The following is a 26,014-nucleotide window of genomic DNA, read 5'->3' on the forward strand; positions in this document are numbered from 1 at the left end:
GAGAGGTGAGGATGACATCAACCCGCGACCTGCTTGATGCGGGCGATCATCTCGTCGACGGCCTTCTCGACCGGAACCTTCTCGCTGACGACGCGATTCATCGCCTTGGCCCAGATGTTCTCGTTGTTGAGAATCGTGAACTTCCAGTTCTTGGTGAAGTCGAACTGAGAGGTGCCGCCCTTGAACTGCGTATAGACGGCCTTGCGGTGCTTGTCGGCCTGCCAGAACGGGCTTTCCTGGCTTTCCTTGGTCACCGGGAACCAGCGGCCGAGCGCGCCCTCGATGTAGGGACGGACGTTCTCTTCCTGGAGCAGGAAGCTGATGAACTGCTTGGCCTCGGCCTTGTTCTTGGCCGCGGTGAACACCAGCCCGGTCTTGACGTCGGAGCGGTACTTGATGGTCGAACCATCCGGCGCCTTGGGGAAGGACGCCGTGATGATGTCCTGCTCGTAGGCCTTCTTGCCGGCGTCGCGCTGCTCCTGGGTAAGCGCCTGGTTCTGCGAGTCCTCGAACCACTTCGCCGCGATCGAGATCGTGAAGTTGTGGGTCATCACGATGGTCTTGTTATGGAAGGCGACGTTGTTGTCGGGATCCTTCCAGGTCGTGGAGGACGGCGGTGTGCAGCCCTTGATGTAGGTGTCGGTGTAATCCTTCATCGCCTTGATCAGGTTCTCGCGAACCTTGGGATCGTCGACCGTGAGCTTGCCGTCGTCGTCGACCAGCTTGACATGATAGGCGTCCATGAAGGTGTAGAACGACTGGAAGGAATCGGTGGATTCCACGCCCATCGGCTGTCCGACGGCATAGAGGCGCTGACCGGTGGCCTTGCGGATCGCCGGCTGCACCTTGTCGCACCAGAACGTCCAATACCCCGTCCAGTCGTTCGGGATATCGGCCAGCTTGAAGCCGGCCTTCTCCAGCATGTCGTTCCAGATCTGGACGTGCATGCTCTGCTGCTTCAGCGGAAAGCCGTAATAGGCCTTCTTCTTGGCGACGTCGTTGTAGAGGATCGAGGCATCCAGCGTGTTCTGCACGAACCGGCCCTTGATCGGCTCCATGACGTCGGAGAGATCCTCGAGCTTGCCCTCATAGGCCCATTTGCCCTGCGCCTGGACGTCATAGGAATCGGAATAGGCGACATCGGGCACGGTGCCGGCGTCGAGCGCGGCGACCGTCTTCGGAATCATGTCCTGGATCGCGTATTGCGACAGCTCGACCTTGATGCCGGTCTTGGCTTCGAACTTCTTGATCGTCTCGATCAGCGCGTCGTCTTCGGAGCGATAGAAGCCCTTGCCCCACCAGACCGTGATCGTCTTCTGCTGCGCAAATGCGGGTGCAGCGGCTGCAAACAGCCCGGCCGCAGCAACCGCCAGTGATACTGCGCCAATAACCTTGGATTTCACGTTTTTCTCCCTCAAACGGCCGGTGTTTTTAACCGGTCGAAAAAACACTAGCGCAGGATGGTAGCGCAATCAACGCAGCATGTTGTCAGACCTAGGTCGCGGGTGTCGCTCTGGGGCGATGCTTAACGCGCGCATCGATCCAATCGCCGCATCAATTCGCCCCGATCAATTCGCGAAGTCCGGGCAGCGGTGGTGAATCGCGCGATCCTCAGTTGGACTTCGCATTCTCCTTGGCATTCTCCGCCGTCGGCGATCCGTCCTGCGCGGGGCGCTTGCCGCCCCCGGTGATGCGCTGTTTCAACAGATCGAGGAAGGGCGACGCCGCGGGCGACTGCCGGATCAGGCTTTCAGGGTCGGGGAAGATCAGCGGATCGTCCCACGGGCCCTGCACCATGAAGGGCAATTGAAAGCCGGACGCCGTATTGAGGCTCGCCACGCCCTTCATGTCGTATTCGCGCGTCGGCACCGAGGCGGTGCCGGTCAGCGTGATCTTCGCCGCCGGCCCTTCGATGCGGATGTCCTCCGCGGTGGCGATCCCGTCGGAGAATTTCACCGCGATGGTGAGATTGTTGTACGGCGTCGAACCGTTGCGGAAATTGCCGCCGCCCGAGAGCGGCCGCCGCTCCAGCCGCTTCAGGAGCTGCTCGGCGTTGAAGCCCGAGATCGCGCCGTCATGCCCGGTGACGGTGGCACTGCCGTCGAGCGACTGCACGAGGCCGAACGGGCTCGAGCCCGAGGCGAACAGCGACACGTTGATGTTGCCGCGACCGGACAGCTTGTTGAGGCCGAACAATTCGGTGGCGCAGGCCTGGAGATCGACATCGGTGAACTGGAACTGCGCCTTGATGTCGGCGACGGTGTCGGATCGCGCGATGCCGAACGAGCCCTTGGCGATGCCGCCATAGACCTGGGCCTCGCCGACCGAGAGCGCCAGCGTGCCGTTGCGCAGATTGGCACCGATCGCGGTGCGGCCGAGCTTGGTGGGCCCGACCGTCAGCTTGGCCGCCGACAGGCGCATGTCGAGGTCGGTGGTCGACAATCCCTGGAGATCGAACAGCTGCCTGTTCCAGTCGCGCGCCCCGCTCGCGAGCAGGCGGAAGGTCGAGATATAGGGCGTGAAGTCGAGCGCGTCGGCGGCAAGCGTCGCCTGCAGCGTCTGCCGGCCGTTATTGGCGTAGGTCATGACGCCTTCGGCGGCGTTGCCGTCGAGCTCGACATTGACATTGGTGAGCGCGATCGAGGGGCCGACGACGTTGGCGCGCGCCTTCAGCGCGAAACGGCCGAAGCCGCCGCTGGCGGGCTGCGGCTGCCCGGTCCAGCGCAGCGCGTTGCGCAAGGAGGGGCTGTCGATCGTCAGCGTGCCCTCCATCATCGGGCTGGTGCGGTTGGCGACGCTGCCGTCGAATGCGAGCTTGAGCGGCGCGCTGGCGATCCGCGCCTTCAACCCCGAGCGATCGCCGGAGAGGGCGGCGACGAAATCGGAAAAGCTGATCGAGCCGTCGACACGCTCGCCGCGCCAGTCGAACTGTCCCGTCGCGGCGAAGGAGCGCGAGATCGAGGGCCAGGCCAGCGATAGGTCGATGTCGCCGAGCCGCTCGGTGGCGTGGGTGGCTGCGTCCTCGTAGTCGAGCACGCCATCCTGGATCCGGATTTCGGAGAACGAGACCTGATTCTCGGCCCCGGGCTTCATGGTGCGCGCGATCGTCTGGATGAACGGCGTCCAGTTGCTCTCACCGTCCGGCTTCAGGCTGACGTGGATGCGCGGCCGCAACAGCGTCAGGTCGGCGATCTCGAACCGCTGCAGCAGGAGCGGCAGCAGCCGCAGATTGGCGGTGAGCACGTCGACGTGCAGCGCGGAATCGGTGGTGCCGCCGCCCTTGAGGCCGACGTCGTGGAAGGAGATGTAGCTCGCCGGCAGCACCGAGATGTCGATGCTGCCTGCGACGCTGAGCTCGAGCCCGGTGACGTCGCGGATCTGCGCTTCGACCGCCTTGCGCAGCGCGTCGCGGTTGATGAGCCAGGAGGTCGCGATCAGGGCGATTAGCGCCACGCCGAGCAGCGCCGCGATCGGCGTCCCGAGGCGCTTCATTCCTTGGGCCATGGTCAATGGCGTGTCCTGATCGGGTTGGTCGTTGGAGCCGGAAGGGCGGGTCGGAAAACCTGCGTGGCCACGCCCAAGCCCTATGATGTTAAGTCCCGCAACTTGATGGGTTTTCTTGTCGCTTTCAAGGCCGTGGACGGTTCTGCCCACGGCGTGGGCAGCTTCTATCACCCGGGCGCGGTGCGGAGAACCCCGTATCATTGACGGCTTTGGAGGATTTCGCCTAATAATCGCCGCCAATACGGCGCGACGCCTCCAAACTGAAGGTTCAGTCGAAGGTATTTGTATGAACAAGGTCTATCCCGACGCCAAGTCGGCTCTCGACGGCATCTTAAAAGACAACATGATGATCATGTCGGGAGGTTTCGGCCTCTGCGGCATCGCCGAGGAGCTGTCGGATGCGATCCGCGAGTCCGGCGTCAAGGGCCTGACGGTGGTCTCCAACAATGCCGGCGTCGACGGCATCGGGCTCAGCCGCCTGTTGGAAACGCGGCAGATCAAGAAGATGATCTCGTCCTATGTCGGCGAGAACAAGCTGTTCGCCCAGCAATTCCTCGCCGGCGAGCTGGAACTCGAATTCAATCCGCAGGGCACGCTGGCCGAGCGCATCCGCGCCGGCGGCGCCGGCATTCCGGCCTTCTACACCAAGACTGGCGTCGGCACGCTGATCGCCGAAGGCAAGGAAGTGAAGGAATTCGACGGCGAGAAGTATCTGATGGAACGCGGGCTGTTCGCCGACCTCGCCATCGTGCATGCCTGGAAGGGCGACACCGCCGGCAACCTCATCTACCGCAAGACCGCGCGCAACTTTAACCCGATGATGGCGACCGCCGCCAAGATCACGGTGGCCGAGGTCGAGCATCTGGTTCCGGCGGGTGAACTCAACCCCGACCACATCCACACGCCCGGCATCTTCGTGAAGCGCATCGTCGAGGTCGGCACGGCCAAGAAGCGTATCGAGTTCCGCAACACCCGCCCGCGCACCGCCGCCTAGGCGTATCAGGAGACTCACATGGCCTGGACCCGTGAACAGATGGCCGCGCGCGCTGCGAAAGAATTGCGCGACGGTTATTACGTCAATCTCGGCATCGGCATCCCGACGCTGGTCTCGAATTACATCCCCGACGGCATGGACGTCTCCTTGCAGAGCGAGAACGGCATGCTCGGCATGGGTCCATTCCCCTTTGAGGGCGAAGAGGATCCCGATCTCATCAACGCCGGCAAGCAGACCGTCAGCGAGCTGCCCTCGACCTCCTATTTCTCGAGCGCCGATTCCTTCGGCATGATCCGCGGCGGCCACATGGATCTCTCCATCCTTGGCGCCATGCAGGTGGCCCAGAACGGCGATCTCGCCAACTGGATGATCCCCGGCAAGATGGTCAAGGGCATGGGCGGCGCGATGGACCTCGTCGCCGGCGTCAAGCGCGTCATCGTGGTTATGGAGCATTCGGCCAAGGACGGCCCGAAGCTGCTGAAGAAGTGCAATCTGCCGCTGACGGGCGAGCGTGTGGTCGACATGGTCGTGACGGATCTCGCCGTCTTCACCATCGACAAGCATGGCAATGGCGGCATGGCGCTGATCGAGCTCGCCGACGGCGTTTCGCTCGACGAGGTCAAGTCCAAGACCGAAGCCGAATTCCGCGTCGCTTTGAAGAACACCTGAGGTCTTCGAGAATGGGGCGCGCATGACGATACGGTCTGCGCGTCTCGGAGACGCCGAATTCATCGCAAGGACTATCTTGTCCTCGATGCGAGGCCACCGGCCATCCGGCTGGTTCGATATAGCGCTAGGCTGGCCCGAACAGCCATGCGTTGACTTCATCGCGCGCATCGCGACCGCAGATGCGGTGTCGATGTGGCATGTCTCGCAATTTCTCGTCGCCGAAATCGACGGCAAGCCGGCGGCGGCGCTTTGTGCCTTGCCGGCGGAGGGCACCGGGCCTGCGGCCTGGCGCGCCATCGAGGAAGTCGCGGCCGCGACGGAGCTTGCCGCGCCGGAACTGGAAGCGATCCGCAAACGCGGCACCTACACGCGCGCCTGCTGGGTTCAGGGCGGCGAGGGCGACTGGATGATCGAGCATGTCGCGACCGATCCGGTTCATCGCGGTCGTGGGCTTGTGCAGGCGCTGATTGCGCAGGCCCTGGACAAGGGACGGGCGGCTGGGTTTGCCAGGGCGACGATATCATTCCTGGTCGGCAACGAACCCGCCGAGCGCGCCTACGCCAAGGCTGGCTTTGTCTTTGTGGAAGAGAAGCGCGATCCCGCGTTCGAGGCGATCATCGGCGCTCCCGGCTTTCGCATGTTCGCGCGAGCGATTTGATTGTCCCTGATGGCTTGAATGCGCAGACGATGCGCCCGAGCCTTCAAGCGGGGCCGCTCGGCACCTCGGAGAACCGGGTCAGCCAGACCACCGGGCCGATGCTGGCGGCGATGATCAGGAGGGCCGCGAGCGCGCCGTCCTCGAAATTGCCGCGGCTTGCGAACTGGTAGATCGACGTCGACAGCGTTTCGACGTTGAGGGGCCGCAACAGCAGCGTTGCCGGCAGCTCCTTCAGGCAGTCGACGAACATGATGATGACGGCGCCAAGCATCGCGGGCCGGAGCAACGGCAGATAGATCTGCCTCAACATGACCGCCTGGCCCGCGCCGACCGTGCGCGCGCTCTCGTCATAGTCGCGCGGAATGCTGTCGAACCCGGCCTTGATCATGCCGACCGGCACGGCCAGAAAACGAATCGTGTAGGCGATGACGACAGCCGTCCCCGAGCCGACCAGGATCAGCCCGGGCAGCGAAAGTCCCGTCCAGGTCGCGACCGCGCTCAGCGCGCTGTCGACCGCCAGCACGGGGGTCAGCAGGCCGAGGGCAATCACGAGACCCGGCAGCGCGTACCCGGCCTGCGCGGTGCTCATCGCCAGATATCTCAGGGGATCCGGCCGAAAGCGGTGCGCGATCGTCGTGGCGAGCGCAAGCATCAGCGCCATCAGCGTCGCGAGCGCTGCATAGGCAAACGAATGGAAGGTGTGGCGCCACAGCAGCGGGTCGAAATTTGCAAGGAGTCCGCGACCGAGAGCCTGATGCGCCAGATAGAACAGCGGCACGACGAAGCCGATCAGCACCGGCAGCGCGCAGACCGCGAACGCGATCCACGCCCTTGCGCCCGAAAGCGGGGTTCGCTGCCTCACATGCGGGCTTTCGGCCGAGAACTCGGCGTTGGCGTTGCGGCGGCCGTAACGCTCCATCGCGATCAGGCCGGCGACGATCGCAAGCATCAGGCATGCGAGTTGCGCCGCACCGGCAAGGCTGCCGCGGTTGAGCCAGGTGGTGAAGATCGAGACCGTCAGCGTGCGGATGCCGAGATACTCGCTGGCACCGATGTCGTTGAGCGTTTCCAGCGCGACCAGCGCCACGCCGACCGCGAGCGCGGGCCGCGCCATCGGCAGTGAAACGCGCCAGAAAACGGTCCATCGGCCGGCCCCCAGCGTCGTAGCCGCCTCGGCGAATTCGGCAGACTGAACCTGAAACGTCGCGCGCGCCGACAGATAGACGTAAGGATACAGCACGAGCCCGATCACGAAGATGGCGCCCGGCAGCGAGCGCAGGTTGGGCAGATGGCCGAGGGCATCGCGTAGCGGCAGCCAGATCGCCAGGGTGCGATGCACCAGGCCGAGCGGTTCGAACAGGTCGGCATAGACGTAGGCCGCAAGATATGTCGGGATCGCCAGCGGCAGCGGCATCAGCCACAGGAGCATGCCCCGGCCGGGAAAATCGTGGCGCGATATCACCCATGCAGTGCCGGCGCCGACCAGAAGTGTCAGCGCGCCGACCCCGACGAGCAGAAGGGCGGTGTCCAGGAGCGCGGCGGGCAGCACGTAGTTGATCAGGTCGTGCCACACATCGGTCGCCGGCTGCAAAGCCAGCGAAACGATCGAGATCACGGGGGCCGCGACCAGGATCGCGGTTGCGATCGCGATCGCGGTCGCGGCGCGCCCGGCGTGGGCGGCGCGGCCTCTCAAGCGAGGCCGTGCGCCCGAAGGTTCTGCCAGTTCGAGGGACGAGGACCGCCAGAGATCAGTTGTCAAAGCCGACCTTGTCCACCAGCGAGGCCGCAGCCTTGCGGTTGGCGGCGATCTTTGCGATCGGCAACGGATCTGGGGCGAGCTTGCCGTAGCCCGCGATGGTGGAGTCGATGGGGACGCCGCTCCGAACCGGATATTCGTAGTTCTGGTCGGCATACATCTGCTGCGCCTGCTCGCTGACGAGCCACTCGATCAGCTTGATGCCGTTGGCCTTGTTGGGCGCGTGCTTGGCGAGCAGCACGCCGGAGAGGTTGACGTGGGTGCCGCCGCCCTCGAAGGTCGGCAGGATGACGCGGGTCGCCTCCGCCCACGGCTTCTTCTCGGGATCGTTGTTCATCATCAGCGCCCAGTAATAGGTGTTGCCGATGCCAATGTCGCACTTGCCGGCGGCCACGTCACGCGCGGCTTCGCGATCGCCGCCCGACGGCTTCTGCGCGAGATTGGCCTTCACGCCGCGCAGCCATTCCTCGGCCTTGGCCTCGCCGTGCTTGGCCGTGTAGGCCGCGAACAGGGCGTTGTTGTAGATGTGCTGGCCCGAGCGAATGCAGATCTTGCCCTTCCACTTGGGATCGGCGAGCTCCTCATAGGTAATCTTGTCCTGCTTGACGCGATCCTTCGAGGCATAGATCACGCGCGCGCGCATGGAGATGCCGGCCCAGTATCCGTCCGGATCGCGATACTGCGCCGGCACGACCTTGTCGACCACCTCCGACTTGATCGGCTGGGTGACGCCGGCCTGCACGGCCTCGTCGATGCGGCCGATATCCACTGTCAGCAGCACGTCGGCCGGACTGTTGGCGCCTTCCGCCTTCATACGCTGCTCCAGACCTGAGCTTGCGGAGACGACATTGACCTTGATGCCCGTATCCTTGCTGAAGGCGTCGAACAGCGGCTGGATCAGCTTGGTCTCGCGATAGGTATAGACGTTGACCTCGCCATTGGCGGCTGCTTTCGAGGCAAAGGATAGGGTCAGGCTCAACACCGCCGCGGAGGCGGCAAGGACGCGAAGATTGATCATAAGGGCTGCTCCAGGCGGGCGATTGACGCCGGATTGAGTAGCGCAGGCGATGCGGCAAAGTCAGCGACGCGATGTCGCGAAGAGCGTGACTTAGAGCGATTCCAATATTTCTTAATTTAGATCGATTCTAATCAATGGAGACGTTGACGGGAAAACGTAGGTGCGCCGCGACGATCATGATCTTGCCGCCCACACCTTGCTCCAGCGCGCCGACACGCTCGCCACCCACGACGTCTCCTCGCGCACCAGGCGGAAGCCGAGATTGGCGGGCGGCACGCCCTGGGCGCAGCCGCCGGCGCGGGCGTCGCGGATGAAATCGGTGACATAGGCGCGGTGCGCGCCCTCGGCGACGCGCACGCCGCAGTTCACGGTCGGGCGGCCGGCATTGCCTGAAGCGTCGAAGCGCGAGCGCACGAAGCAGGTCGACGTCCACTCCCAGACATTGCCGGCGAGATCTTCGATGCCGTGCTCGTTCGGGCCGAACTTGCCGAACGGATAGGCCTTGGTGTCGGAGAGGTCGCGTTCGGATTCGCGCTCATAGCGGCTGATCCAGCGCTTTGAAGGATCATTCGCATCGACCGCGAGACCGTCGTCCTTGAATCTGGAGCCGGCGGCAAAGGCCCATTCCTCATCGCTCGGCAGCCGGTAATGATGGCCGGTCTTGCGCGACAGCCAGCCCGCATAGGCCTCGGCGTCGTGCCAGCTCACCTGCACCGCAGGGCGATCGGGGGCGATCGCGACATCGCGATCGAGGGCGCGGCAGGCGCCGTCCTGGACGCAAAGCTGATAGTCGGACGACGAGACCTGGTTTCGCATGATGTGCAGCGGCCGGTCGACGCGCATCGTGCGCAGCGGCGCTTCCGCCTGCTGCCCGCCGCGCGTGAAATCGCCGGCCTCGCGATAGGACAGGCTGCCCGGTGCGACCCTGACGATGGCGGGCTCCGTCGCCGTGCCGCGGACCGTCATGGTCGAGACCAGCGGCGCCATCGCGATCGGACCTGCGAGCCCGGCGGCGCAGGCGAGTGCCAGTTTGAGCTTGAATGCGATCAGCATGGTCGTTCCTCGAAAGGAAGAAGGGGCCGGTGATGACCGGCCCCCTTGTCGCGTCTAGTGGGTCTTGGGCGCCGGGATTTCGGCAGGTGCCTTCACCTGGGTCATCAGATCGTCGTTCCACTTGCCTTCGACCTTGAAGTGCGCGGTCGCGCCGAGATTGGCCGCCTCGATCAGATTGTGCGTGACATAGGCGTAAATGCCGGGCTGCTGGAATTTGTACAGCGCAGCTCCTGCCGAGCCGCCGCGGATGAACCAGGTCTCGAGCCCGACCTCCGGTGCATTGCCGAACTTTCCGGTCTCCCAGACATAATCGCCATGCCCGCCGATCAGATGCGGACGGCTGTCGCGATTGGCCTGCGAATGCACGATCAGCACGTTCTCCCCGACCTTGGCGGTGAGCGCGTTCTTGCCGGTGAGCGCGCCGGCCTTGCCGTTGAACACGACATGGGTCGGAATCAGCTTCCTCATCACCTCTTCGGTTTCGGTGTAGGCCTCGCCCGGCGATTCGTAGGACTTGAAATTGCCCTTCTCGTCGCGCGGCACGTACATGTCCTGCTCGCCGATGTAGTAGACCTTGTCGTACTTCAGGGCGTGGCCCTTGCCGTCGTTCAGTCCCTCGCGCGGCAGCACCATCACGGCGCCGTTCATGCCGGAGACGACGTGCCAGGGGATCATCGGGCCTCCCGGTGCGCAATGATAGACGAACACGCCGGTCTTGGTCGCCTTCCAGCGCAGCACGACCTGCTCGCCGGGATTGATCAGCGTCAGCTCGCCGCCACCGAGCGCGCCGGTCGCGGAGTGGAAGTCGATGTTGTGCGGCATGGTGTTGGTCACGGGATTGACCAGCGTCAGCTCGACGTAGTCACCCTCGTGCACGACCATGAGCGGTCCCGGCATCGAGCCGTTGAACGTCATGGCCTGGAAGGTGGTGCCCTTGTCGTCGATGACGACCTTCTTCTCCTCGACGGTCATCGTGAATTCGACGATCTTGGGAGCCTGCGTCGTGGCCTGCTCGTGCGCGTGCACGAAGGGCGGAGCGACCAGCTCCACCTTCTGACGCGGCAGCTTGAGATCGCTGGCGGCGAAAGCCGGGGCCGCCAGCATCAAGGCAGTCGCGGCGGCGCTGATCAATGCGGCTCTGCGGGTGAACATCGGAAGCATCCTTCATGTGAATAGATCTGATAACGAATGCAGTGTGCGCCGATCGCGGCAAGCGTATTTGCGCTGCAACAAGCTTTCGCCGTGATTCACCTCCGCAATGGTACTTAGGCGTCCTCGTGAAGTAGTATCGTCGATACCGCGTTGATCGATTCCGACGTCGTCATGGCGGACGTCGAGGCTCAGCGAACAGACGCCGGACAGCGGTGTCGATACTGTGACACGCGACTGATCGCCGCCGACGCGTCAGGCGTCGCAGTTATCGATGTCGTGCGGTGCGCAGAATTGCTGAGCGTGAGCACCGCGTCTGTGCTCAGCGGCGACTCGTTCGCATCTTCAAGTGGGATAATTATTCAACCGGTGACGTAGCCGTCACCTTTCGCAGGGGCGGCCGATACGACCCGCGACCGTCGCGCTGCGCGGTTCATGCGATCGATCGTCGGATCGCAACTAGATGAGCTGCACGGCAAGCCAGACAGTTGCCCAGACCGCCAACGACAGCACGGCGAAGACAGCGATGATGGCGGCCAGAGCGCGCGCGGTGCCGGCCGGAGCCGGTGCGACCGGGGTCGGCCGGAAGTCGTCGAAGCGCGGGATATGGCCGCGGACGTCGAGCAGGGAAAGGATCAGTTCGAGTGCGAGAAGCCTCATGGCAAACGCTCCGGATGGCCGCGCGAATGTTCTCATCATTGCCGGGAACCGGTCGCCCGGCTTTGCGCGAGCGCAAAGTCGCCTCGGCGCATCCGGGTTAATTGAAGTCATTCCGTGATTTGCCGTGATGTCTGCACACGGCCTAGATTTACGAATGGGTAAGACATGAGATCTGATCTTGCGGCAAGCTACGGCGAAGAGCGATTGCCGCGCTACACGAGCTACCCGACCGCACCCCATTTCTCGACGGCGATCGGCCCGGACACCTATGCCCGGTGGCTGGCGGAGCTGCCGGCGGGTGCCAGCGCGTCGCTCTATCTCCACGTGCCGTTCTGCCGCGAGATGTGCTGGTATTGCGGCTGCCACACCCAGATCGCCCGCCGGGACGAGCTCATCGCCGGCTATCAGCGGACCCTGCGCAACGAGATCGCGCAGATCGCCGAGACCATCGGCCGCCGCATCAAGGTGGAGCACATCCATTTCGGCGGCGGCACGCCGACGATCATGGCGCCGGAGGCTTTCGTCGAGCTGATGGCGACGATGCGCCAGAAGTTCTTCGTGCTGCCCTCGGCCGAGATCGCGGTCGAGATCGATCCCCGCACCTTGACCGCCGATATGGTCGAGGCGATGCGGCTCTCCGGCGTCAACCGCGCGAGCCTCGGCGTGCAGAGCTTCGATCCCGTGGTGCAGCGGGCGATCAATCGCGTGCAGAGCTTCGAGCAGACGGCGTCCGTGGTCGACATGCTCAGGCGCGCCGGCATCGCGGGAATCAATTTCGACCTGATCTACGGGTTGCCGCACCAGACCGTCGCATCGTGCCTGGATACGGTTCGGCGCAGCCTCGCCCTCGCGCCCGACCGCCTCTCCGTGTTCGGCTACGCCCATGTGCCCCAGTTCAAGAAGCACCAGCGCATGATCAACGAAGCCGTGCTGCCTGACGGCCTCGCGCGCCACGACCAGGCTTGCGCGATCGCCAATGCGCTGAAGGAGGCCGGTTACGTGCAGATCGGGCTCGATCATTTCGCCCGGCCCGGCGACGCCATGGCGGTGGCCTTCGAGGAAGGGACGCTGCGGCGCAATTTTCAGGGTTACACCACCGACAAGAGTGAAGTCCTGCTGGGTTTCGGCGCCAGCGCGATCGGCCATTTGCCGCAGGGTTACGTCCAGAACGAGGTGCAGATCGGCGCCTATGCGCAGAGCATCGTCGCCGGCCGTCCCGCGACCGCGAAGGGCTATATGCTCACCGAAGACGACCGGCTGCGCGCCGACATCATCGAACGCATCATGTGCGAGTTCAGTGCCGATCTCGGCGACATCTGCGCGCGCCATGGCGCCGAGGCCGCGACGATGCTGCGCTCCGCGGCGCGTCTGAGCCCGCTGATCTCCGACGGCGTCGTGAGGCTGGAGGGCAATCGCCTCGCAGTCGCAAAAGACTCGCGCTTCCTGGTCCGCAGCGTCGCCGCCGCGTTCGACGCGCATCTCAACCCGGCAAAGCAGCTGCACAGCCGGGCCGTGTAATTGGTCATTCCGGGGCGCGCGCAGCGCGAGCCCGGAAGCCATTTCTGTACGTCATCCGCCGCCCGATCGATTCTCAGATGCGCAATTGCGCATCGAAGTTCGCGCCAAACGGCGCGCCCCGGCATGACGAGCTGCGGGAAACGGCAACTGCTTGCGCTTCCACAAAGAAACTCCGCGCTCCTCCGTTATCGTCGTCTCTGAACGGAGTTGTCCATGTCCTTTGGATCCGACGATCTGGTCGATGACATCATGCGTACGGCGCCGCACACGATCCGCGTGTTTCTAGCCTTCAAATTGGCTTGTGTCGGTTGCCCGATCGCAACCTTCCACACGGTGGATGATGCCTGCCGCGAGCATGGCATAGACCGCGAAAAATTCCTTGCCGCACTGGTCGATTGCGTGCCGGCGTGAAACGGTCTGGAATTCGCGCGGGCGCGCGCGGATTCTCGGGTGAGGGGCGGCTTTCGCCGTAAGCGGAGGCGCCTCACTCCTATCTCACTCTTGGCCGCAGACGCCTTGGTGCGCCGTCACGCCGCCCCGCTGTCTGCGCTCCGCTCCGCCAGCACGACGATCCCGTGCGGATCGCGCAGGATGATGCGCTGACGGCCGCTTTCGACGAGGCCCTGGCTTTCCCAGCCGCTCAGGATGCGGCTGACGGTGTGCAGCGTGGTGCCGGTCATCTGGGCGATGTCCTGACGGCTGATCGGGAAGTCGATCTCGATGCCGCGGTCGAGTTTCTTGCCGGACTGCTTGGCGAGGCGCAGCAGCGCATGCGCGACGCGCTGCTCGACCTGCTGAGTCGACATTTCCAGGATGCGGGTGTGGCTCTCTTGGAGGCGGGTGCCGACGGTCTGAAGCGTGTTGGCGGCAAGCGAGGGAAATCGCTCGATCAGCCGCGGCCAGGCCGAGGTCGGCCAGATCAGCACCACGCTATCGTCGACTGCGGTCGCGGTCGCCGGGTATCGCGAGGCGCCTATCGCCATGGCGAGCCCGAACGTTTCGCCGGGCGCGACATAGCGCACCACGATCTGCTCGCCGGTCGGCGTTGTCTTGGCCGCGCGGACGTGGCCGTGCAGCAGCAGGAAAAACGACTGTGCGTCCGCACCCTGCTCGAAGATGGCACTGTTCTTGGGATATCGCGCCGAACGGGCCTCACGCAGGATCTCGTCCAGAGCTTCTGGCGTGACCCCGGCAAACAGCGGCAAATGCGCAACCAGCGATGTGTCGACCTTGGCCATTCTGCCTCCTTGGCGTCAAGGAGTGTGATGGCACCTGCAATCGTCCGATAGTTTGCGATAGCGCAAAACGGAACGGTCGGCTGGCAGTATTTTTCCAAATAACGGACTGAAATTCATTGGAGTTGACCCCATGGCTGGCGCCCGATCCCGCAATTATCAGGGCTGGCCGCTGTTTGCGAACAGTTTTCGGCCTTTTTTCCTGCTCGCCGCGATCCAGGCCGGATTGTCGATCCTGGCCTGGCTGCCGATGTTCTATGGCGAATTGTCGGTGAGTTCCGCATTCGCGGCGCGCGACTGGCACGTCCATGAGATGCTCTACGGCTTCCTCCCCGCCGTGATCACCGGGTTCCTGTTCACGGCCATTCCGAATTGGACCGGCCGGCTGCCGATCCAGGGCACCTCGCTCGGAGCCCTGGTGACGGTCTGGCTTGCCGGACGCGTCGCGGTAACGCTGTCGGCCGATACCGGCTGGGTGTTCGCGTTGGCCATCGACGCCGCCTTCCTGGCGCTGGTCGTCGCCGCCGCGGCGCGCGAGATCATCGCTGGCAGCAACTGGCGCAACCTGCCGGTGGTGGGGCTGGTGTCCGTTCTGCTCGCCGGCAACGTCGCTTTTCATCTCGAGGCGCATTACCAGGGCGCGGCCGATGTCAGCATCCGCGTGGGCGTCGGCGTGGTCGTGCTGCTGATCGCGCTGATCGGTGGCCGCATCATTCCGAGCTTCACCCGCAACTGGCTGGTCAAGTTCAATCCCGGCCGACTGCCGGTGCCGTTCGGACGTTTCGACGGCGCAGTGATCGGATGCAGCGCGCTCGCGCTCGTCTCGTGGGTCGTGGCGCCGCTGAATGCCGTCACCGGTGTGCTGATGGCGCTTGCCGGCGGGCTGCATCTGGTGCGGCTTGCGCGCTGGGCCGGTGATCGCACCTTGCGCGAGCGGCTGCTCGTGATCCTGCATGTCGGTTACGTGTTCGTGCCGTTCGGGTTCATCCTGCACGCCATTGCGGTGTTCGGAGCGCTGCCGCCGAGCGCCGGCATCCACGCCTGGATGACCGGTGCGGCGGGGACGATGACGCTCGCGGTGATGACCCGCGCCAGCCTCGGTCATACCGGACAGGCCTTGACGGCTTCGCCCGCGATCCAGGGTATCTATGCCGCAATCATCATCGCGGCTCTGGCCCGGATTGCTGCGGTGGTATTTCCCGCGCATGATTATGTGTTGTTGCACCTCGCTGCGTGTGGCTGGCTGGTCGCGTTCCTCGGATTTGCCGTCGCGTTCGGGCCGCTGCTCGCCGGCAGCCGGCGGCGGGCCCTCGCCATCATGGGCGTGCCGGCCCCGGCGCGCTGAACTCAAGCCGCGCTTGCCGAAGGCGCATCGGCCGCCGGTGGTCTCACGCCCTTGCGCCAGTCGGTGATGGTGCAGCCGAAGCGGCCGCGGAACCAGCGCGCCATGGCGCTCTGCGCGGAGAAGCCAAGCTGCAGCGCGATGTCACCCAGCGGCCGCCCGGGGTCGTCGATCAGCTGAGTGACGAGATCGGCGCGTTGCGCATCCAGGATGGCCGAGAAGCTGGTGCCTGCTGCGGCGAGATGGCGGTGGATGGTGCGGCGGGTGCAGGCAAGATGCTCGGCGACGCGCTCGACGGTGCAGTCACCGGTAGCGAGCAGGGTCCGCACGACTTCGTCGACCTTCCCCTCCCAACTTGCCGGCCGGGTCTCGATGGCCTCGATGCGCTTGCGCAGATAAGTCGCGACCAAGGGGTGCGCGCCCGGGATCCGGCGCTCCATGTCGTGCGCCGACAGCAAGATCGCATCGTCCTCGGCGTTGAAAGTCACGCGGCAACCGAAGAAGTCGCGATAGCGCTTGCGGTCCTTAGGCGGCGGATAATGCAGATGCACTTCCTGCGGTCGCCAGTCATGGCCGAATAGCGATTGGATGATGCGGTGGACGCTGCCGAGGGCCATGTCGATCGACTGCCGCGGCGCGCTCGGCTGCCGGCCGCGCAGATGCAGCCTGACGGTCACGCTCTGCCTGCCGCGCGTCACATCCAGCCGCATGCCGTCATGATGGATATGGATGAAGCGCGAGAACGCTTCGATCGCCTCGCCCACGGTCGCCTGCTCGCGCACGATCAGGCCGACGGCGCCGAAATTGGTCAGGCCGCCGCGCTCGGCGAGACGCAAGCCGAAATCTTCGGCGCCGGACGCCGCTGCCGACAATTCGAGCAGACGGCGCAGGCCGGCGACGGCGATGGGAGTGTCGGGCTTGTCGAGACAGGCCAGCGGCAGCCTGGCCTTGCGCATCATCTGTTTGGGATCGAGACCCACCGACCGGGCGATTTCCGGGTAATAGCTCAAGCCTGCGCTGCGAACGAGGTCGGTCATGCGAACCGTTCCTGCCAGCCATTCCCGCAGATGTCCCGAAATGTAAAGTTTCTGTCTCGGTCCGTCAAATCCGGGAACCGGGCGGGACATACATAGGGGAAACCGAGGCACTGGCGTGAATGCCGTGCTCATGACGGCGCGGCGCGGCGATGGGGCCTGCCTTCCGTCTCGGACCATTTGACCAAGACATTGCTGGATCGGGATATGCCGGGAAACACGCTTTCCAAGGGTGAGGTATTCGTCATCGAGACCGATGCGGCCTCCCGCGAACAACTTTCAGCCGCGCTCCAACAGAGCGCCTATGACGTGATCTGCTTCGCTGACAGTGCGTCTCTGTTGTCCGAGGCAAAGGCGCGGATGCCGGCCTGCGTGCTGATGGAGCTGCCGCCCGATCGCTCCGGCCTCGACATGCTCAGGCGGCTGCGCCAGGAAAACTGCATGGCGCCGGTGCTGGTGACCTCGGCGAACGGTAGCATCGCCCTGGCGGTCGACGCCATCAAGAGCGGCGCGGCGGACTTCATCGAAAAGCCGTTCCGCACCCATGACATCGTCGGCCGGATCCACGCCGCCATCGATGAATTCGCACAGCCCCGCACGAGCCGACAGGGCTGGCTGGCAGGCTGCGAGCCGCTGACCGCGCGCGAAGCCGACGTGCTCGAGCACCTTGCCGCCGGCCTGACCAACAAGGAGATCGCCCGCCGCATGCATCTCAGTGCGCGTACGGTCGAAGGTTACCGCGCCGGCATCTTGAAGAAGGCCGGGGCCAAGAACGTGACCGATCTGCTTCGACGCATCTTTGGCCAGGGCTCGCCGACCCAGGCTTAGCACCCGCGGGATCGCCAGCCGTCCGCAGCCTTGGTGCCGCCGCAGCGGTGCCCAACGGAAACCCCAATCGAACCGGTTCCTTCCCTGCCGCGTCCAACCATCTTGGCAAGGCATCTTTTCGCGCGTCCGGGTGGTGACGCGTCGATATCGGCAGGGAGGGAATTTCATGCGCATCACCGCAAAATGTCTGGCAACGAGCCTGGTCCTGGTGACCGCGGCCCTCGCGGTGCCGTCATGGGCCGCCGAATTGGACGCCAAGTCGGCGATCGACGCCGTGACCGTCTATCCCGATGGCGCCACCGTCACCCGCATCATCGCGCTGGACCTCGCCTCCGGTGACTCGACGCTGGTCGCCAGGGATTTTCCGCTCTCGCTCGATCCGTCCTCGCTTCGCGTCGAAGGCGAGGCGGGCGCCAAGCTCACCATCGGCACGATCGATGCCCGGCCGCCGCGGGCCGCGCCGCCCGTCAACCTCTCCGAACTCGACAAGCGCATCGAAGCGCTGAGGGATCAGCGCGCCGACCTGCAAGGTGCGATCGACTCGGCAAACGCAAGGCGCAGCTTTGCCCAGCGCTTTGCCGAAGCCTCGCCCGCAGGCCTCGGCGACAAGGGCGAGGCCCGGCCGATTACCGAATGGCGCGCAGCCTTTGCCGCGGTCGCCGAGGAGACCGCGACCGCCGATACCACGATCCGTGACGCCACGCGAAAGCAGCGCGAGATCGACCGCCAGATCGCACAGCTCGAGGCCGAGCGCTCGGCCAAGCCGCCGAGCAAGCTGGAGGTGCGGATCGATGTCGCCTCCGCCGCTGCGACCAAGGCGACGTTGCGGGTGACCTACGCCGTGCGCAACGCGCGCTGGGTGCCGCTCTACGACGCCAGGCTCGACACCGGCGCCAAGGATCGCAAGCCGCAGCTTGAGCTTGTTCGTCGCGCCGAGATCACGCAGTCGACCGGAGAAGACTGGTCGAATGTCGCGCTCGGTGTCTCCACGGTGCGTATCGGCCGTGGCGGTAGCGCGCCGGAGCTCGGCTCGCTGGTGGCGCAATATCCGCAGCCGCCCAAGCCGCTGGCCCTCGGCACGGCCTCGGACCTGGCGCGGCCTGCACCCATGACGCGCCAGGCACATTCGCCGGCGATGGCCAAGATCGCGGAGGCGTCCGAGTCGCGCGAACGCGCCGATGAGCAGCAGGCTTTGGCCGAGATCGGCGGCTTCCAGGCCACGTTCAAGATTCCCGGCCGCGTCAGCCTCGGCGCCCAGGAGGGAGCCAAGAGTATGCGCATCGCGGCCATGACCGTCCCCGCCGACCTCGCCGTCCGCGCCGCGCCCGTGCTGGACCCGACCGCCTTCCTCGAAGCCAGCTTCAAGCAGACCGACGACACGACCCTGCTGCCTGGCAAGGTTGCGATCTATCGCGACGGCGTCTTTGTCGGTCGCGGCAAGATCTCGGCGTCGGCCAAGGACGACGTCGTTCGGCTCGGCTTCGGCGCGGACGACAAGGTCAGGATCGAGCGCGCCGTGCTCAAGCGCAATGAGGGTTCGGCAGGCCTGCTGGTCACGACGTCCAAGACGGACGAACGTGCGTTCAAGACCACGATCCGCAACGGCCACGACTTCCCGATCAAGATTGCGATCGAGGATCAGTTGCCGGTCAGCGAGAGCGAGGACATCGTCGTCGAGATGCTGCCGTCGAGCACCCCGCCGACCGCGAACAACATCCGCGACAAGCGCGGCGTGCTGGAATGGTCGTTCGAGGCCAAGCCCGGCGAAGTCCGGGACATCAACTTCGCCTGGCGCATCCGCTGGCCGAAGGACAAGAGCATGGTGATCGTTCCGGCGGGGTAGGCTCGGTCGCGCCTCCTTTGCAGAAACAGGATTGGCTAAATTCCGGTCGCAACAGCCCGTATCGACTGCGGCAGCACATAGGGCACGCCGTCTGCCTGATGCACGACCGCGTCGATCTCGAAGATATCCCGGATCCTCTCCCGCGTGACGACATCGGCGCGTGAGCCGTCCGCGACGAGCTTGCCGCCAGCCAGCACGATCAGCCGGTCGGCGAAGCGGATGGCGAGATTGAGGTCGTGCAGAATCGCGATCACCGCCGTGCCGCTGCCGGCGCGGCGGCGCGCCGCCTCGACGAGGTCGATCTGGTGACGCAGATCGAGGCTCGAGGTCGGCTCGTCCAGCAACAGAAGTCCCGGGCCATGCTCGGCCTCGCCGCAGGCGAGCTGCACCAGCACACGGGCGAAATGGGCGCGCTGCTGCTCGCCGCCCGAGAGCGTCGGCAATTGCCGTTCGCGGAAATGCGCAAGCCCGACCTCCTCGAGGGCGGCATCAACCAGCGGGCGCGCGTCACGCCAGCTGCGCTCGCCCGCGCCCATCTGCACGATCTCCTCGACGGTGAAGGGGAAGGAGACGCTGATGTGCTGGGACAGCATGGCGCGGCGCGCAGCGAGCCCGCGCGGCGTGAAGCTGCCGATGTTGCGCTGGTTCAGGCGCACCTCGCCTGCGCTAGGCCGGAGATCGCCGGAGAGCAGCCGCAGCAACGTCGATTTGCCTGCGCCGTTCGGGCCGATCACGGCGACCAGCTCGCCGGCCTTGACCGTCAGGCCGACGCCATCGAGCAGCTGTGCGCGGCCGGCGCGCTTGCTCAAGGCGCGGGCCTCGATCACGGCACTCATAGTGAGGCGAGCCCGCGCTGCCGCAGCAAGATGAAGAGGAAGACCGGCGCGCCGACCGCCGCGGTCAGGATGCCGATCGGCATCTCCGCCGGCGCGACGATCGTGCGCGCCAGCGTATCGGCGCCGACCATCAGGATCGCGCCAAGCAGGACCGAGGCCGGCAGCAACAGCCGATGCGCGGGCCCGATGATGAGGCGGAGCAGATGCGGCACGACGATGCCGACGAAGCCGATGACGCCGCTGATCGATACGGCGACGCCGGTCATGGCGGAGACCATGACGATCGAGATCCGCTTGAGGCGCTCGACATCGACCCCACCGTGAAAGGCGTCGGCCTCGCCGAGCACCAGGAGATCGAGGCCGCGCGCGATGAACGTGCAGGCGCCGAGCCCGACGACGAGGACCGGTGCGAGCACGGCAGCTTTGGCCCAGGTCACGCCGCTCATCGAGCCCAGCATCCAGAACGTGATGTCGCGCAGCTGGCGGTCGTCGGCGATGAACACCAAAAGGCCGATGCCCGCATTGGCGATCGCGGTGATGGCGACGCCGGCAAGCAGGAAGATCGCGATCGAAGTGCGCCCCGAACGGCTCGAGATGCCGTAGAGGAGCGCGGTGGTGGCCAACGATCCCGCGAATGCTGCGAGCGGCAGCAGCTCGGTCTGGAGGAAACGCAGCGTCTCGCCGAAGCGCGAATCAGTGAAGACGATCGCGCTTGCGGCTGCGAGCGCGCCGCCACTGGAGACGCCGACCAGGGCGGGATCGGCCAGCGGGTTACGAAACAATCCTTGCATGATCGCGCCGGCCGCGGCGAGCAGGCCGCCGATCATCGCGGCCGCCGCGATCCTGGGGACGCGGATCGACCACAGCACGAGCTGGTCGCGGGCGGTCATGGCCGTGCTTTCGCCCGACAGTCCGAGTGCGGCAGGCAGGCGGGAGAGGGGGATGCCGGCGGCGCCCAGCGTCAGCGCGACGATCGCGGTGACCGTGAGCACTGCGATCAGGACGACGATCGCCAAGGACGCGGACCGTCGTCCGGCCCTGGCGCGTCGTTCCGGGGTGCGCGCTCCAGTCCCGATCGCAACGCTCATTGCCGGCAGTTCGCCGCCGACAGCGCCGACGTGAATCCGTCGCCCCGCTCGGCCAGTGCCGGATAGAGTCTTGCGGAAAGATCGCGCGCTGCTGCCGCCGTCCGGGGTCCGAAGCCGAGCAAATAGAGCCCGTCCATGGCGATGAAGCTCTTGTTGGCCGCGACCGGCGTCAGCGCAAAGCCGGGATGGGCATAGATCGCCTCGGCCTGGACCTGGTCCTTGCCGCGTTTGATCGACAGCACGACGTCGGGCCTTGCCGCCGCGATCGCCTCGTCGCTGATGATCTTGTAGCCGTCGAAGTCGTCGATGGCATTGGCGGCGCCGGCGAGCTTAATGATCTCCTCGGCCGCGGTCTTGCGGCCCGCCACCAGCGCTCTGCCGTTCTGCAGCGACATCACGAACATCACGCGCACCGGTTTGGTCACCTTGGCACGCAGGGCGCGGAGCTGCGCAAAATCGGCGCTGACCGCCGCGCTCAGGCACGCGGCGCGCGCGTCGACGCCCATGGCGTGACCGACCAGCCTGATCTTCTCGATCAAGCCAGCCTCGGTGAAGGTGTCGGGCACCAGCACCAACGGCACTTTCGCGGTTTCCAGGACGTCCATGGTCTCGCGCGGACCCGAGCCCTGGATCGCCAGGATCAGGGTGGGATTGAGGCCCAGCACGCCTTCGGCGGAGATCTGGCGCATGTAGCCGACATTGGGCTTGTCGTGCAGCGCCGCCGCCGGATAAAGGCTCGTGGTGTCGACGCCGACCAGCCGGTCCTCAAGCCCCAGCGCATAGAGGATCTCGGTGATTGCGCCGCCGATCGAGACCGTGCGCGCGAAATCGGTCACGGCGATCTCGCGATTGCGCGCGTCATGCACGGTGATGCCGGCGGCGTGCGCGGCCGGCGCGAGCGAGATTCCGCTGCAGAGCAGGAGGCTGGCGATGGTGCGACAAAATGCCATTGCGGATTACTTCGTCAGGATCAGCTTGTTCTGCGCTGTCAGGCGAAGCCGATAGCTGTCTTCGCCATGCGCAATGATGATCTCGCGGGCGGCCGCGAACAACTCGCGGCTGTCGATCTGGCTTCCACGCATGGTCAGGGTTCTTGTCGTCGCAGAAGAGCCTTCTGCTGTCCCCGCGGCGTCGCCGTTGTTTCTTGCGGACGTTGCTGACATATGAAGTGTGATGCGCCTTCGAAACCTTGGAGTGCTGCCTGTTTGTACAGGCGGCACTGAGCGCATTCCAACGGCTGCGATTTACAATCGATATAAACTGTAACTTGATGTCATTGACCGCCCGGGTCTTGCCACGTAACCATTTATGACGGGCGGGGGAACCTGTCCGCGACTTGAGCAAGTCAGCCAGCCAGCCGTTCGCGTTGCGAACGCACGCCAGCCAGCCAGAAGATTCAAAATTTTTGAAGTGAAGTGCAGGCTGGGGCTGATATGGCTGACGGGGCTAGGTATTCGCGCGCCCTGATTTTGGGCGCGTCGGTGGTTTCAATCGCGGCAGTGATGACGGAGAGCGGTCTCGCGCAGACTGCATCGTCGCAGGCCGAAAACGCGTCCTCCGAACGAGCGAAGCAGTCGAAGCGCAAGCCGGGGAAGCCGCAGGTCGCAGAGGCAACGCCTGACACCCTCAATGCCCGCGCCCAGGCCGGCGGGACGGCACCCGTTCAGGTGCTCGACACCATCACGGCTGCGGCGACCAAGACGGAAGAGCGAGCCGTCGACGCACTGGCGCCCGTCAGTGTCGTCACGTCCGAGCAGATCCAAACCCGCCAGGCCAGCACCGTCGGCGATCTCATCTATAACTTGCCCGGCGTCTGGGTTCAGAATCGCGGCGATGATCCGGCCACCTCGATCAACATCCGCGGCCTCCAGGATTTCGGCCGTGTTGCCGTCGTGGTCGACGGCGCGCGGCAGAACTACCAGCGCACCGGTCATTTCGCCAATGGCTCGTTCTTCCTCAATCCGGAACTGATCAGCGGCATCGACATCGTGCGCGGCCCGACCGCAAACATCTACGGCTCAGGTGCGATCGGCGGCGTGGCCTCGTTCCGCACCAAGGACATCGAGGACGTGGTCCGCGCGGGAGAGCGCTGGGGCGTCGACGTAAAGACCATCCTTGGCAGCAATTACGGACGTGCACTCGGATCCGCCTTTGGCGGTGTTCGCGTCAACCCCAATGTCGACATATTCGCAGGCGGCACCTATTCGACTCAGGAGAGCTACAAGGACGGCACCGGCTACGAAGTCGCAAACACAGGCAACCGCCTGAGCAGCGGCATCGCCAAGCTGACGGTTCGTCCGGCCGACGGCCACGAAGTCAAGCTCGGGACCATCTTCCAGGAGGATATCTTCAGTGTGGGCCAGCCGCCGCGGCGCGCGGGCGATCCCAATTCCACCAATGCGAACGGCACCAATAACCTGAACGGCACGTCGGTCTACGCTTCCAACGTTAAGAACTACACAACCACGCTGGGATGGAAATATTCCCAGCCCGACGATCAGTGGTTCGACTGGGATGCCAAGATCTACTGGAATCGCACCGAGAACGACCAGATCAAGACCGCGCATACCAGCGCGACGCCGTCGGTCTATTGTGGCGGCGTGCCCGGCAATGCCGTGTCCGGCTGTATCGGCAGCAATCGCGGATATCTGCTCGATACAATCGGTATCGATGTGCACAACACGACGCGGTTCGAAACGGGAAGCTGGCGTCACGCGGTGACTTACGGCCTGGATGCGTTCCAGGACAAGGTGTCGTCTCGTGACAGGACCGGTACATCCGAGGTCACGACGCCCGGCGGTCAGCGCACAGTATCGGGCGGCTTCGTGCAGTGGAAGGCGAACTACACCTCGATGCTCGAGGTGATCGGCGCGCTCCGTTACGACAATTATCAGCTTTCCTCGGCGTCCTCGTCGTCGGGCGGGGATCGCCTCTCGCCGAAGATCACCGTTGCTCTCGTTCCGACCGCGTTCGTGACTCCCTATGCCAGCTATGCGGAAGGTTATCGGGCGCCCTCGATCACGGAGACGCTGGTGAGCGGGCCACATGCCGGCGCGACGGTCAACGACTCGTTCTTCCGCTGTCCGTCGGGCACGTCGGGACCGGGGGCGGATTCGACCTTCTGCTTCGTACCGAACCCGAACCTGCGCCCCGAGGTCGGCAAGAACAAAGAGATCGGCTTCAACATCAAGAAGAACGATCTGTTCACGGCGGGCGACACGCTGCGCGGCAAGATCAACGTGTTCCGTAACGACATCAGCGACTTCATCGATCAGGTCGCTTATGGAAACCCGCTCGTGGTCCCGACCGGGCCGCCGCCCGCACCGTCCATTACGGTGCTTCCGTTCCTGCAATATCAGAACGTGGCCTCCGCGCGCATTCAAGGCTTCGAGGCCGAGGCGATGTATGACGCCAACCTGTGGTTCTTCGGCCTCTCCGGGACCTATCAGACCGGAAAGAATCTCCAGACCGGGTTCGGCCTCTACAGCATTCCGCCGCAGAAGATCACGACGACGGCCGGCGTGCGTCTGCTCGACCGCACCCTCATCCTCTCGATGATGTGGACGTCTGCACTCGCCAACTACGACATCCCCAGGACCTACACGCCGGCGACGTCGTACGATCTCGTCAATCTTTACGCGCAGTATCACCCGACGCCCGATCTCACCCTCAACTTCTCTGTCGAGAACCTCTTCAACCGCTATTACCGGCCGTACGCCATTCCGGTGGGGAGCACGGGTGACACGCAGAACGACGTGAAGTGGGCGAGCGCCGGTGCCGGGCTCGTGATCAAGGGAGGCCTCAAATACCACTTTGGCGCCACCTGAGCTCTGCCGGGATGCCCTAGCCATCTCCGGAGCCACGCTGATGCGTCAGCGTGGCTTCGGTCCGTTCTGAAATATCCGATCGGCGATTGCCGATTCAAAAGACACAGGAGAAAAGTCGAATGTTCATTGCGATGAATCGTTTTCAGGTGAAGCCCGGCTCGGAAGCCGCTTTCGAGACCGTCTGGCGCACCCGGGAGTCCTATCTCGGCAGCATGGCGGGGTTCGTCGAATTCCATCTGCTCAAGGGACCCGTCGCCGAGGACCACACGCTGTACTCCTCGCATACCGTGTGGGTCGACAAGGCGGCTTTCGAGGCCTGGACGCGCTCCGAGGAATTCCGCCGTGCTCATGCGCGCGCCGACAACAAGACCGGCGAAAGCCTCTATCTCGGCCACCCCAAGTTCGAAGGGTTCGAGGTCATCATGACCGAGCGCAAGGCGAGCGCGGCGGCTTGAGGCGGCTGGTTGATGAGGCCGGACATGCTAAGCACAGATCTTGCCGATCTCAGGGCGCATATGGCGGACAATCCCGGCGCGGTGATCGAGGACGTTGCGCGCGAGCGCAGCGTCACGCCGCGCGCGGTGATCGAGGCGCTGCCGCCGTCCATGGTTCGCATGGGGAGTGGCGAGCATTTTGCCGCCGCCATGCAGGACATCGCGGAATGGGGCGAGGTCACCCTGATCGTCCACACCGATGATGCGATCTTCGAGTTCACCGGGTCCGTTCCCAGGGGCGAGATTGGCCGCGGCTATTTCAACCTGATGCAGCCGAAGGGCCTGCACGGCCATCTCCGCCACGAGCGCTGCGCAGGCATCGCCTTTGTCGAACGGCCCTTCATGGGCAAGTCCTCGGCCTTCGTCGCGTTCGTCAACGCCGACGGCGGCATCATGTTCAAGGTCTTCGTCGGCCGCGACGAGACCCGGGCGTTGCGCGCGGATCAGCTGGCGCGGTTCCGGGGACTTGCTGACCGTATCGCGGCGAAGCCTTCGGCGTAACTTCCAT

24 protein-coding genes are annotated in these 26,014 nt (G+C 64.8%); 11 read left to right on the plus strand and 13 right to left on the minus strand.

The genetic code is table 11. The features are described from left to right. Positions 1–17 precede the first annotated feature (17 nt). Positions 18–1,403 (minus strand): ABC transporter substrate-binding protein, encoded by a 1,386-nt coding sequence (locus DCM79_RS24890; protein ID WP_028138352.1) that lies wholly within the window; start codon positions 1,401–1,403, stop codon positions 18–20. A 208-nt stretch (positions 1,404–1,611) separates the two neighbouring features. Then, a complete protein-coding gene (locus DCM79_RS24895) occupies positions 1,612–3,504 on the minus strand; it encodes an AsmA family protein (protein ID WP_257176772.1) in 1,893 nt (630 codons plus the stop codon). Between the two features lie 286 nt (positions 3,505–3,790). Between DCM79_RS24895 and DCM79_RS24900 the strand changes: the two genes are divergently transcribed. The 3 genes from DCM79_RS24900 (at position 3,791) to DCM79_RS24910 (ending at position 5,825) form a co-directional block, all read left to right on the plus strand. Further along, positions 3,791–4,498 carry a CoA transferase subunit A gene (locus tag DCM79_RS24900; RefSeq protein ID WP_011089830.1) on the plus strand — a complete coding sequence of 236 codons (708 nt, stop codon included), beginning with the start codon at positions 3,791–3,793 and terminating at the stop codon, positions 4,496–4,498. Between the two features lie 18 nt (positions 4,499–4,516). Beyond that, complete coding sequence (locus DCM79_RS24905; protein WP_257176773.1) at positions 4,517–5,167, plus strand: CoA transferase subunit B; 651 nt, start codon at positions 4,517–4,519, stop codon at positions 5,165–5,167. A gap of 190 nt (positions 5,168–5,357) precedes the next feature. After that, complete coding sequence (locus tag DCM79_RS24910) at positions 5,358–5,825, plus strand: N-acetyltransferase (RefSeq protein WP_257176774.1); 468 nt, start codon at positions 5,358–5,360, stop codon at positions 5,823–5,825. Between the two features lie 43 nt (positions 5,826–5,868). On the opposite strand, the gene DCM79_RS24915 is transcribed toward DCM79_RS24910, so the two are convergent. From DCM79_RS24915 to DCM79_RS24935, 5 genes are all read right to left on the minus strand, one after another. Further along, positions 5,869–7,518 carry an iron ABC transporter permease gene (locus tag DCM79_RS24915; protein WP_257176775.1) on the minus strand — a complete coding sequence of 550 codons (1,650 nt, stop codon included), beginning with the start codon at positions 7,516–7,518 and terminating at the stop codon, positions 5,869–5,871. A 55-nt stretch (positions 7,519–7,573) separates the two neighbouring features. Next, positions 7,574–8,599, minus strand: coding sequence for a Fe(3+) ABC transporter substrate-binding protein (locus DCM79_RS24920; RefSeq protein WP_257176776.1), 1,026 nt, complete (start codon positions 8,597–8,599; stop codon positions 7,574–7,576). A gap of 174 nt (positions 8,600–8,773) precedes the next feature. After that, on the minus strand, positions 8,774–9,652 hold the full coding sequence (locus DCM79_RS24925; RefSeq protein ID WP_257176777.1) for a formylglycine-generating enzyme family protein: 879 nt from the start codon (positions 9,650–9,652) through the stop codon (positions 8,774–8,776). A gap of 54 nt (positions 9,653–9,706) precedes the next feature. Next, positions 9,707–10,804, minus strand: a complete 1,098-nt coding sequence (gene nirK, locus DCM79_RS24930) for a copper-containing nitrite reductase (RefSeq protein ID WP_257176778.1) — start codon at positions 10,802–10,804, stop codon at positions 9,707–9,709. A 456-nt stretch (positions 10,805–11,260) separates the two neighbouring features. After that, complete coding sequence (locus DCM79_RS24935; protein ID WP_257176779.1) at positions 11,261–11,461, minus strand: hypothetical protein; 201 nt, start codon at positions 11,459–11,461, stop codon at positions 11,261–11,263. A 165-nt stretch (positions 11,462–11,626) separates the two neighbouring features. Between DCM79_RS24935 and hemN the strand changes: the two genes are divergently transcribed. Then, a complete protein-coding gene (gene hemN, locus DCM79_RS24940; RefSeq protein WP_257176780.1) occupies positions 11,627–12,979 on the plus strand; it encodes an oxygen-independent coproporphyrinogen III oxidase in 1,353 nt (450 codons plus the stop codon). Between the two features lie 213 nt (positions 12,980–13,192). After that, positions 13,193–13,390, plus strand: coding sequence for a DUF1858 domain-containing protein (locus DCM79_RS24945; protein WP_028138343.1), 198 nt, complete (start codon positions 13,193–13,195; stop codon positions 13,388–13,390). 116 nt (positions 13,391–13,506) lie between these two features. On the opposite strand, the gene DCM79_RS24950 is transcribed toward DCM79_RS24945, so the two are convergent. Next, on the minus strand, positions 13,507–14,217 hold the full coding sequence (locus DCM79_RS24950) for a Crp/Fnr family transcriptional regulator (protein WP_257176781.1): 711 nt from the start codon (positions 14,215–14,217) through the stop codon (positions 13,507–13,509). 130 nt (positions 14,218–14,347) lie between these two features. Between DCM79_RS24950 and DCM79_RS24955 the strand changes: the two genes are divergently transcribed. Continuing rightward, positions 14,348–15,559 carry an NnrS family protein gene (locus DCM79_RS24955; RefSeq protein WP_257176782.1) on the plus strand — a complete coding sequence of 404 codons (1,212 nt, stop codon included), beginning with the start codon at positions 14,348–14,350 and terminating at the stop codon, positions 15,557–15,559. Between the two features lie 2 nt (positions 15,560–15,561). Here DCM79_RS24955 and DCM79_RS24960 read toward each other — a convergent pair whose 3' ends face one another. After that, the gene (locus DCM79_RS24960) at positions 15,562–16,593 is read right to left on the minus strand and encodes an AraC family transcriptional regulator (protein WP_274069713.1); all 1,032 of its coding nucleotides are present in this window, start codon (positions 16,591–16,593) and stop codon (positions 15,562–15,564) included. 204 nt (positions 16,594–16,797) lie between these two features. On the opposite strand from DCM79_RS24960, the gene DCM79_RS24965 reads away from it, so the two are divergent. After that, positions 16,798–17,418 (plus strand): response regulator transcription factor, encoded by a 621-nt coding sequence (locus DCM79_RS24965; protein WP_257176784.1) that lies wholly within the window; start codon positions 16,798–16,800, stop codon positions 17,416–17,418. 166 nt (positions 17,419–17,584) lie between these two features. Beyond that, on the plus strand, positions 17,585–19,261 hold the full coding sequence (locus DCM79_RS24970; RefSeq protein WP_257176785.1) for a mucoidy inhibitor MuiA family protein: 1,677 nt from the start codon (positions 17,585–17,587) through the stop codon (positions 19,259–19,261). Between the two features lie 35 nt (positions 19,262–19,296). On the opposite strand, the gene DCM79_RS24975 is transcribed toward DCM79_RS24970, so the two are convergent. Genes DCM79_RS24975 through DCM79_RS24990 form a run of 4 tightly spaced genes read right to left on the minus strand, consistent with a single transcriptional unit; the run spans position 19,297 to position 22,348 of the window. Next, complete coding sequence (locus DCM79_RS24975) at positions 19,297–20,097, minus strand: heme ABC transporter ATP-binding protein (protein WP_257176786.1); 801 nt, start codon at positions 20,095–20,097, stop codon at positions 19,297–19,299. After that, entirely contained in the window at positions 20,094–21,185 is a 1,092-nt protein-coding gene (locus DCM79_RS24980; protein ID WP_257176787.1) for an iron ABC transporter permease, read from the minus strand. The genes DCM79_RS24975 and DCM79_RS24980 overlap by 4 nt, the downstream gene beginning before the upstream one ends. Next, positions 21,182–22,135: a hemin ABC transporter substrate-binding protein gene (locus tag DCM79_RS24985; RefSeq protein ID WP_257176788.1), complete on the minus strand. Its 954-nt coding sequence runs from the start codon at positions 22,133–22,135 to the stop codon at positions 21,182–21,184. Before DCM79_RS24985 ends, DCM79_RS24980 begins: the two co-directional genes overlap by 4 nt. A gap of 6 nt (positions 22,136–22,141) precedes the next feature. Continuing rightward, positions 22,142–22,348 carry a hemin uptake protein HemP gene (locus DCM79_RS24990; protein ID WP_257180841.1) on the minus strand — a complete coding sequence of 69 codons (207 nt, stop codon included), beginning with the start codon at positions 22,346–22,348 and terminating at the stop codon, positions 22,142–22,144. Between the two features lie 270 nt (positions 22,349–22,618). On the opposite strand from DCM79_RS24990, the gene DCM79_RS24995 reads away from it, so the two are divergent. The 3 genes from DCM79_RS24995 to hutX all read left to right on the plus strand — a co-directional run bounded on the left by DCM79_RS24995 (position 22,619) and on the right by hutX (position 26,007). Further along, positions 22,619–25,012, plus strand: coding sequence for a TonB-dependent hemoglobin/transferrin/lactoferrin family receptor (locus tag DCM79_RS24995; protein WP_257176789.1), 2,394 nt, complete (start codon positions 22,619–22,621; stop codon positions 25,010–25,012). A 119-nt stretch (positions 25,013–25,131) separates the two neighbouring features. After that, on the plus strand, positions 25,132–25,467 hold the full coding sequence (locus tag DCM79_RS25000) for an antibiotic biosynthesis monooxygenase (RefSeq protein ID WP_035998838.1): 336 nt from the start codon (positions 25,132–25,134) through the stop codon (positions 25,465–25,467). 24 nt (positions 25,468–25,491) lie between these two features. Next, complete coding sequence (gene hutX, locus DCM79_RS25005) at positions 25,492–26,007, plus strand: heme utilization cystosolic carrier protein HutX (RefSeq protein ID WP_257176790.1); 516 nt, start codon at positions 25,492–25,494, stop codon at positions 26,005–26,007. The last annotated feature ends 7 nt before the right edge of the window (positions 26,008–26,014 follow it).

The organism is Bradyrhizobium sp. WBOS07, from assembly GCF_024585165.1.
Lineage (GTDB): Bacteria > Pseudomonadota > Alphaproteobacteria > Rhizobiales > Xanthobacteraceae > Bradyrhizobium > Bradyrhizobium japonicum_B.